At 70.3% G+C, this 8,913-nt stretch carries 8 protein-coding genes; 7 read left to right on the forward strand and 1 reads right to left on the reverse strand.

From position 1 onward, the window contains the following. Positions 1-79: 79 nt before the first annotated feature. On the reverse strand, positions 80-2,179 hold the full coding sequence (locus tag AB0M83_RS47615) for a fatty acid desaturase (protein ID WP_364529149.1): 2,100 nt from the start codon (positions 2,177-2,179) through the stop codon (positions 80-82). Between the two features lie 138 nt (positions 2,180-2,317). Here AB0M83_RS47615 and AB0M83_RS47620 point away from each other — a divergent pair, with 138 nt between their 5' ends. The 7 genes from AB0M83_RS47620 to AB0M83_RS47650 all read left to right on the forward strand — a co-directional run bounded on the left by AB0M83_RS47620 (position 2,318) and on the right by AB0M83_RS47650 (position 8,809). After that, positions 2,318-2,908, forward strand: a complete 591-nt coding sequence (locus AB0M83_RS47620) for a TetR family transcriptional regulator (RefSeq protein ID WP_364529152.1) — start codon at positions 2,318-2,320, stop codon at positions 2,906-2,908. A gap of 128 nt (positions 2,909-3,036) precedes the next feature. Further along, positions 3,037-4,428 (forward strand): trigger factor, encoded by a 1,392-nt coding sequence (gene tig, locus AB0M83_RS47625; RefSeq protein ID WP_364529155.1) that lies wholly within the window; start codon positions 3,037-3,039, stop codon positions 4,426-4,428. A 138-nt stretch (positions 4,429-4,566) separates the two neighbouring features. Continuing rightward, positions 4,567-5,172 (forward strand): ATP-dependent Clp protease proteolytic subunit, encoded by a 606-nt coding sequence (locus AB0M83_RS47630; RefSeq protein WP_364529158.1) that lies wholly within the window; start codon positions 4,567-4,569, stop codon positions 5,170-5,172. 26 nt (positions 5,173-5,198) lie between these two features. After that, positions 5,199-5,852 carry an ATP-dependent Clp protease proteolytic subunit gene (locus AB0M83_RS47635; protein ID WP_364529161.1) on the forward strand — a complete coding sequence of 218 codons (654 nt, stop codon included), beginning with the start codon at positions 5,199-5,201 and terminating at the stop codon, positions 5,850-5,852. 229 nt (positions 5,853-6,081) lie between these two features. Next, positions 6,082-7,377 (forward strand): ATP-dependent Clp protease ATP-binding subunit ClpX, encoded by a 1,296-nt coding sequence (clpX, locus tag AB0M83_RS47640; protein WP_155545639.1) that lies wholly within the window; start codon positions 6,082-6,084, stop codon positions 7,375-7,377. A gap of 50 nt (positions 7,378-7,427) precedes the next feature. Further along, the gene (locus AB0M83_RS47645) at positions 7,428-7,835 is read left to right on the forward strand and encodes a hypothetical protein (protein ID WP_364529164.1); all 408 of its coding nucleotides are present in this window, start codon (positions 7,428-7,430) and stop codon (positions 7,833-7,835) included. Between the two features lie 53 nt (positions 7,836-7,888). Further along, complete coding sequence (locus AB0M83_RS47650) at positions 7,889-8,809, forward strand: anti-sigma factor RsbA family regulatory protein (protein WP_364529167.1); 921 nt, start codon at positions 7,889-7,891, stop codon at positions 8,807-8,809. Positions 8,810-8,913 lie beyond the last annotated feature (104 nt).

An 8,913-nucleotide genomic window follows, 5' to 3' on the forward strand; every position in this document is an offset into this window, starting at 1 on the left:
GGTGCGTCTGCCGCACCGAACGCCACATTGGGTGCGTGGGACGCAACCAACGCCACATTGGGGCGCTTGGAGTCCGGGGTCAGCGGCGGTCGTAGTCGACCGCGACCTCCGGGGTCGTCGCGTGGGAACGGCACGTCAGGATGCGGCCCGCCGCCACGTCGTCGACCGTCAGCGCGTAGCGGACATCCATGTCGACCTGACCCTGCCGCAGCGTCGCCAGGCACGTGCCGCACGCGCCGCCCGTGCACGAGTACGGCACCTCGAACCCGGCCCGCAGCGCCGCGTCCAGCACCGTCTCGCCGGCTTCCGCCGGGACGCACGTCGTGGTCCCGCCCAGCGTCACCGCCACCGTGGCCGGCGTGCCCGCCGGGTCGCGCAGGGGCGCCGCGCCGTGGAAGAGCTCGAAGTGGACGTTCTCGGCCGGGACGTCCGCGTCGGCCAGCGTCCGGCGGGCCAGGTCCATCAGGCCGCGCGGCCCGCACAGGAACCATTCGTCGACCTTCGCCGGGTGCAGGCGGTTCTGCAGCAGCGCGCGCAGCCGCGTCCCGTCGAGCCGGCCGCGCTGGTACCGCTCGTGCGAAATCGCCAGTGCCTCGCCGACCGTGTCGAACTGCCGGGGCCGGTGCGCGTGCAGGTCCGGGTCGCGCTCGTCGGTCCGGTAGTGGACGACGTGCAGCCGGCCGCCGAACCCGTCGGCGAGCGAGCTCAGTTCCCGCGCGAAGAGCGTCGTCGAGCCCGAAGTGTTGACGTACAACAGGGTCGCGCGGCTGTGCGGCTCGGCGGACAGCGCGCTGACCACGATGGACAGCACCGGCGTGATGCCGCTGCCCGCGGCCAGCGCGACGTAGTGCGCGGTCCGCGAAGGATCGGGTGTGAGCGTGAACCCTCCCGACGGCGGCAGCACGTCGAGGAAGTCCCCCACGGCCAGCGTCGTGGTCGCGAACCCGGAGAACGCGCCGCCCGGCCGCCGCTTCACCGCGATCCGCAGCTCACCCGACGCCGCGGGCGCGCAGATCGAGTACGTCCGGCGCACCGGCTGCCCGTCGAGCACCGCGCGGACCGCCACGTGCTGGCCCGGCAGGAACCGGAACTCGCTCGTGAGCTGGGGCGGGACGTAGAAGGTGATCGCGACGGCGTCCGCGGTCAGCGGGCTGATCTCGCGCACCCGCAGCCGGTGGAAGCGGCTCGGCCCGAGCGGCGGCGGGGCCGGCGCGGGCACGACGACGTCGGGTTCGGTGTCCAGTCCCGCGGTCATCCGGTACTCCTCCGCGGTCAGGTCCCGGCCCCAGGCGGTGCTGATCGGGACGTCGCGGGCCAGGTAGGCCTCGCGGTTCTCCAGCCAGACCCGCCGGTACTTGTGGAACGGGACGGCCGGGTGCAGGTGGTGCACCAGGTGCAGGTTCTGGGCCAGCAGTACCGGGGTCAGCAGCCGCTCGAGGCCGACGCGCACGCGGGTGGTGCCGAACCGGCCGCGCGGCCCGGCGGCGGGCAGGCCGTGGTGCGGCAGCCAGCCGAACGACCAGGCGAGCAGGCCCAGCCCCAGCCGCTGCGGCAGCAGGTACACGAACAGCAGCTCGAGGCCGTACCCGGCCGAGACGAGCGCCACGGCGGCCGCCACCGCCGCCGCCAGCACCACCACCGTCTCGGCGAGCTCGTGCGGGGGCCGGGACCGCAGCCGGGCGAAGTAGCAGCGCGCGTAGGAGAAGTCGAGCGTCAGCCAGCGCAGCGGGAGCTGCCAGCGCGGGCCGCGGGCGGTCCAGGCGTCCGGGTCCGCGCGGACCGACGCGTTGGTGTGGCGGTGGTGTTCACCGTGGACGTACCGCAGCGAGGGGAACGACGCGTACGCCGCGACGAACGGGACGGCCAGCCGGCCGAGCACTTCGTTGACCCAGGTCAGCTTCCCGGCGCAGTGGTGCGCCGACTCGTGCACCACTGTGTACATCGCGAAGGTGACGACGGTGTTCAGCAGCACGGTCACGACCGCCGGCACGAGCCCGGCGAGCAGCAGCCAGGTCGCGGTGCCCCACACCGCGGCACTGCCGGCGAACAGCAGCAACGCCGGCACCGAGACGGCGGGCAGCGCGATCCGGGGCGAGGGCACCGCGTGGGCGGCGGCCACCCCGGTCGCGGGCGCCGCCACTGTGACGGAACCGTGCGGCTCGGTGACGGCGACGGACATCGAGCGGTCTCCCCGGTCGAGAAGCTCCTGGTCAGGCGGGAGTCACCGTAGACAACTCAGCCGGGTTTGTAAACGTTGTGGCAGGCTTCGAAAAAAGGTGCCGGCCAGCGGAACGCAACCCGCGGGTAAGCTGACGGTGTGAAGGCGGTCACCCACCCGGTTCCGGCGCGCACCCGGGAGAAGCTGCTGGCCGCGGCGGCCGACGTCATCCGCGCCGACGGCTGGGCCGCCGTGACGATGGGCAAGCTGGCCGCGCAGGTCGGCGTCAGCAGGCAGACCGTCTACAACGAACTGGGCTCCAAGGCCGAGCTCGCCAAGGCCTTGATGCTGAACGAAACCGACCGCTTCGTGGAGCGCGTGAACGACGACGTCGCCGCGCACCCGGACGACCCGGTCGAGGGCGTCACGGCCGCGTTCCGGCACAGCCTCGAAGCCGCCCACGCCAACCCGCTGCTGGAGATCGCGCTCGGCGGCCAGCAGGGCGGCCGCGACGACTTCCTCCCGTTGCTGACCTCGCAGCCCGAGGCGGTGCTCGGGCGGGCGGTCGAGGCCGTCGCGGCGGTGTTCGCGCGCAGCTACCCGGCGGTTCCGCTGACGGCGTCGGAGTGGGCGGTGGCGGTCGAGGCGTTCGTGCGGCTGCTGCTTTCCCACCTGGTGCAGCCCAGCGGCTCGGCCGAGCACGCGAGCGGCCAGATGCGCTGGGTGATCGGCCGGATGCTCGGGTCCTGACGCCGCAGGTGGCCCCCGCCCCGGCGGCGCGGGCCCCTGGCCTAGACTCGGACGTCCCGGTCCGCAGGTGGCCGGGGCCATTTCCGCAGGATTGTCCTACACAATCGTTACCGCTCGAGGAGAAGACCTTGAAGAGCACCGTCGAGCAGCTGAGCCCGACGCGAGTCAAGATCAATGTCGAGGTGCCGTTCGACGAGCTGAAGCCGAACTTCGACCGCGCCTACCGCAAGATCGCCCAGCAGGTGCGCATCCCGGGCTTCCGGCCCGGCAAGGCGCCCGCTCGCGTCCTGGAAAGCCGGATCGGGCGCGGCCCGGTGCTCGACGAGGTCGTCAACGAGGCCATCCCGGCCAAGTACATCGAGGCCGTTCGCGAGAACGAGGTCCGCACGCTCGGGAACCCCGAGTTCGACGTGACCAAGCTCGAAGACCGCGACGTCCTCGAGTTCACCGCCGAGGTCGACGTGCGCCCGGAGATCGAGCTGCCCGACCTCGAAGGCTTCGCGGTCACCGTCGACGACGTCGAGCTGACCGACGCGGAGGTCGACGAGCAGCTGGACGAGCTGCGCGCCCGCTTCGGCACGCTGACCGGCGTCGAGCGCCCGGCCGAGACCGGCGACTTCGTCTCGATCGACCTGGCCGCGACCGTCGACGGCGAGGCCGTCGAGGAGGCCGCCACCAGCGGGCTCTCCTACGAGATCGGCTCCGGCCAGCTCGTGGACGGCATCGACGAGGCCATCGTCGGCGCGAACGCCGGCGAGACCAAGACGTTCACCACCCAGCTCGTCGCCGGCGACCACGCCGGCAAGGACGCCGAGGTGACCGTGACCGTCCAGTCGGTCAAGCAGCGCGAGCTGCCGGAGGCCGACGACGAGTTCGCCCAGATGGCGAGCGAGTTCGACACGATCGACGAGCTCAAGGGTGACCTCCGCGAGCGCCTCGCCCGCGTCAAGAAGATGCAGCAGGGCGTCCAGGCCCGCGACAAGGTGCTCGACGAGCTCCTCGAGCGCACTGAGGTGCCGATCCCGGAGAAGGTCCTCGACTCCGAGATCGAGAACCGCAAGCACGACGCGATCCACCCGTTCGACCACGACGAGGCCCAGTTCGCACAGGCCCTCGAGGCCGAAGGCCGCACGCTGGAGGAGTTCGACGCGGAGACCCGCACCGAGTCGGAGAAGGCCGTCCGCACGCAGCTGCTGCTGGACACCATCGCCGACAAGGAAGAGGTCTCGGTCAACGACGGCGAGCTGACCGAGCGGATCATCTACCAGGCCCAGCGCTTCGGGATCAGCCCGGACGAGTACGTCCAGCGTGCCCAGCAGTCCGGCCAGCTGACCGCGATCTACGCCGACGTCCGCCGCGGCAAGGCGCTCGCCTCCGTGGTCCGGAAGGCGACCGTCACCGACGGTTCGGGTGCCGAGGTCGACCTTTCGGAGCTGTTCGGCAGCGACGAGCCGGTCGCCGACGAGGCAACCCAGGAGACGCAGGTCACCGACGAGGCGGCGAAGACTCCGGCGGAGTGAAGCTGTGAGCGAACTTGGGCGGTGTCAGGCATTCTGCACCGCCCAAGTTCGTTAGGGTCGGATACAAGATCTCAAGCATCTGAAACGACAGCGGCGGCCGTCACCACCGGGCCGCCGCCGGCGAAAAGGCAGGCAGACGTGACGCAGCACATGCCCGAGGCGCGGACCGGCACCGCAGGGCTCACCCTCACCGACTCGGTGTTCGAGCGGTTGCTCCAGGAACGCATCGTCGTCCTCGGTTCCGAGGTGAACGACGAGATCGCCAACCGGATCACCGCGCAGCTGTTGCTGCTCGACGCCGACGACGCCGAGTCCGACATCCGCTTCTACATCAACTCGCCGGGCGGTTCGGTCACCGCCGGGTTCGCGATCTACGACACCATGCAGCTGATCCGCCCGGACGTCGCGACCTACGCGATGGGCATGGCGGCCTCGATGGGGCAGTTCCTGCTCTCCTCGGGCACGCCCGGCAAGCGCTACTCGCTGCCGCACGCGCGGATCCTGATGCACCAGCCGTCCGCCGGTGTCGGCGGCACGGCGTCGGACATCGCGATCCAGGCCGACCTCTTCAACAAGTGGAAGCGGGAACTGGCCCAGATCACGGCCGAGCAGACCGGGCAGACGGTCGAGCAGATCATCGCCGACGGCGACCGCGACCGCTGGTTCACCGCGCAGGAGGCGAAGGACTACGGGTTCGTGGACCACGTCCTCACCCGCGACATCGCCCGTCCCGGCTCGAACTGAGCGCGAAGCACACAGGAGACTCGATCATGAGCAACTTCAGGCTCCCGGGTGACTTCCGGGCTCCGACCACACCCCAGTCGCGGTACATCCTCCCGTCGTACGTCGAGCGCACCAGCTACGGCGTCAAGGAGTCGAACCCGTACAACAAGCTGTACGAGGAGCGCGTCATCTTCCTCGGCGTGCAGGTGGACGACGCGTCGGCCAACGACGTGATGGCCCAGCTGCTGCACCTCGAGCACGAGGACCCGGACCGCGACATCCTGATCTACATCAACTCGCCGGGTGGCTCGTTCACCTCGCTGATGGCGATCTACGACACCATGCAGTTCGTCCGCCCGGACATCCAGACGTACTGCCTCGGCCAGGCCGCGTCCGCGGCCGCGGTGCTGCTGTCGGCCGGCACGCCGGGCAAGCGCTACGCGCTGCCCAACTCGCGCGTGCTGATCCACCAGCCGGCCACCGAGGGCACGTACGGCCAGGTCTCCGACCTGGAGATCCAGGCGAACGAGATCCAGCGGGTGCGGCGCCAGATGGAGGTCATCCTGGCCCACCACACCGGCAAGGACGCCGACCAGATCCGCAAGGACATCGAGCGCGACAAGATCCTGACGGCCGAGGAGGCCAAGGCGTACGGCATCATCGACGAGGTGCTGCCGTACCGGAAGGCGTCGGCTCTGTAGATCCGCCGGGCCGGTGTGTGTCGAGGAGACGACATACACCGGCACTCTGGTTTAGGGTCGTCCTCTGACGTGCTCCCGGCGCCTGTGGGTGTTCCCGCCCACGGCATCGGACGGGTACCGTCAGTGGCAATGCGTGAGACTCCGCTCGGTCGTTCGAGACCGGGGGTCGCACCGTCGCAACACACGTCAGGCGCGGAAACCCGCGCCGGAGGGGACGAGGTCAACGGCCATGGCACGGATCGGTGACGGCGGAGACCTGCTGAAGTGTTCTTTCTGTGGGAAGAGCCAAAAGCAGGTGAAGAAGCTCATTGCCGGCCCCGGGGTCTACATCTGCGATGAGTGCATCGACCTCTGCAACGAGATCATCGAGGAGGAGCTGGCCGAGGCCGGCGACGTCAAGCTCGACGAGCTGCCCAAGCCCGCCGACATCCACGAGTTCCTCGAGCAGTACATCATCGGGCAGAACGATGCCAAGCGGACCCTCGCGGTAGCGGTCTACAACCACTACAAGCGGATCCAGGCGGACGACAAGGCCGGGCCGAAGGACTCCAAGGAGGAGTCGGTCGAGCTCGCCAAGTCGAACATCCTGATGCTCGGCCCCACCGGGTGCGGCAAGACCTACCTGGCGCAGACGCTGGCGAAGCTGCTCAACGTCCCGTTCGCGATCGCGGACGCCACGGCGCTGACCGAGGCCGGTTACGTCGGCGAAGACGTCGAGAACATCCTGCTCAAGCTCATCCAGGCGGCGGACTACGACGTCAAGCGGGCCGAGACCGGGATCATCTACATCGACGAGGTCGACAAGATCGCCCGCAAGAGCGAGAACCCGTCGATCACGCGGGACGTCTCGGGCGAGGGTGTCCAGCAGGCGCTGCTGAAGATCCTCGAGGGCACCACGGCCTCGGTGCCCCCGCAGGGCGGCCGCAAGCACCCGCACCAGGAGTTCATCCAGATCGACACGACGAACGTCCTGTTCATCGTGGCCGGCGCGTTCGCCGGGCTGGAGAAGATCATCAACGAGCGGGTCGGCAAGCGTGGCCTCGGCTTCGGTGCGGAGATCCGCACGAAGTCCGAGATCGAGGAGAGCGACGTCTTCTCGGACACCATGCCCGAGGACCTGATCAAGTTCGGGCTGATCCCGGAGTTCATCGGCCGGCTCCCGGTCGTGGCGACGGTCAACCACCTGGACAAGGAATCGCTGGTCAGCATCCTCACCCAGCCGCGCAACGCCCTGGTGAAGCAGTACAAGAAGCTCTTCGAGATGGACAACGTCGAGCTCGAGTTCACCAAGACCGCGCTCGAGGCCATCGCCGACCAGGCGGTCCTGCGCGGGACCGGTGCCCGCGGGCTGCGCGCCATCATGGAAGAGGTGCTGCAGCCGGTCATGTACGACATCCCGAGCCGCGACGACGTGGCGAAGGTCGTGATCACCGAGCAGACCGTCCGGGAGAACGTGAACCCGACGATCGTCGCCCGGCAGCCGACGCGGCGCACGCGCAGCGAGCGCGGCGAGAAGTCGGCCTGAGGCCGGGCGTCTCCGGGCCACCCGGCCCGGAGACCCGACAGGAAAGCTGAATGACTGCTGACTCTATGCCGGTCACCGGCGGGGGCGCCGCCCCCGCCGGTGGTGTGCAGGCACCGCCGCCACCCGAACCGGCGCCGGTGTCCGGCGGCCCGGTCCTCGGGTTCCGCGAGCTGAGCGAACGCGTCATCGCGTCCGTGTTCGACCGGTACCCGTGGCTGAACCGGGTGCTGATGGGTGTGCTGGCCGTGTGCGCCGGCACGTGCGTCGTGGCCGTGGTGTCCCGGCTGTCGCCGTTGCCGCTGATCCCCGTGCCGCTCTTCGTCGTCGCCGGCTACGCGCTCTGGCGGGCCCGTGGGGTCACCGAACGGCGTCCGCTGGTCAACTGGGTGCTGTTGTTCGGCGTCGCGACGATGGTCGGCTTCTGGCTGATCTCGGTCGTCGGCCGTTGGGTGGAATGAACTTCCTCCGTTCGTGGCGTTTGCGCCCGGCCGTCTTCGGGTAGCAAGGTCTCGTGGTAGGTGCCCTCAGACCGTTTCGGCATCCGGCACTGTTCTACCGCGGTGACAGTGAGTACCTGGCCGGCGTCGTTCCGTTCGTGCTCGACGCTCTCGACCGGGGTGAACCCGTGGCCGTCGCCGTCCCCGCCCGGAATCTCCTGCTCATCGAGAAGGCCCTGGAAGAGCGGGCCCGCGAAGTGCGGTTGACCGACATGTGCCGGGCTGGCCGCAACCCCGGTGCCATCCTGCCGACGGTCCTGCTCGCCTTCGCCGGCGAGCACAGCGGCCCGGTGCGGGTCGTGGCGGAGCAGATGTGGAGCGACCGCTCCGGGGCCGAGTACCCCGCATGCGTCCTGCACGAGGCGCTCCTCAACCACGCGCTCGCCGGGCGGGACCTGGCGGTGCTCTGCCCGTACGACACCGCGGCGCTGCCGCCGGACGCGCTGGCTGACGCCGAGCGCACCCACCCGGAGGTGTGGGGGCCGGCCGGGCCGTTCGTCAGCCCCCGGTTCGACCCGGACGGAGCGCGCGCGGACTTCATGCGGCCGCTGGACCAGCCGGCGGCCGCGGTCGAGCGCAAGTTCGACATCGGGCAGCTGGCCTCGCTGCGCGGGTTCGCGGAGATCTGGGCCGCGCGCCACGGCCTGCGCCGGCCGAGACGCGACGACTTCACCCTGGCGATCGCGGAGCTGACGACGAACAGCGTGCTCTACGGCGGCGGCGCGGGCGTGCTCCGGCTCTGGGCGGACGAGCGTCAGGTGGTCGGCGAGGTCACCGACACGGGCACGATCACCGAACCCCTGGCCGGCCGGATCCCGCCGGCCGCGGCGGCGCTGGGCGGCCGTGGCCTGCTGCTGGTGAACCGGCTGGCGGACCTCGTCCGCACGTACTGGGTCCCGGGCCGCACGACGACCCGCGTCCACTTCACCTGCTGACCCGCGTACCCGGACGGTCGGCTCACGTACCTGGACAGTCGGCTCGCGTACCTGGAAGGGCGCGGGACACGGCCCCACAAAGGGGAAGCCCCCCCCCCCGCAGC

The organism is Amycolatopsis sp. NPDC051106, assembly GCF_040682775.1.
Lineage (GTDB): Bacteria > Actinomycetota > Actinomycetes > Mycobacteriales > Pseudonocardiaceae > Amycolatopsis.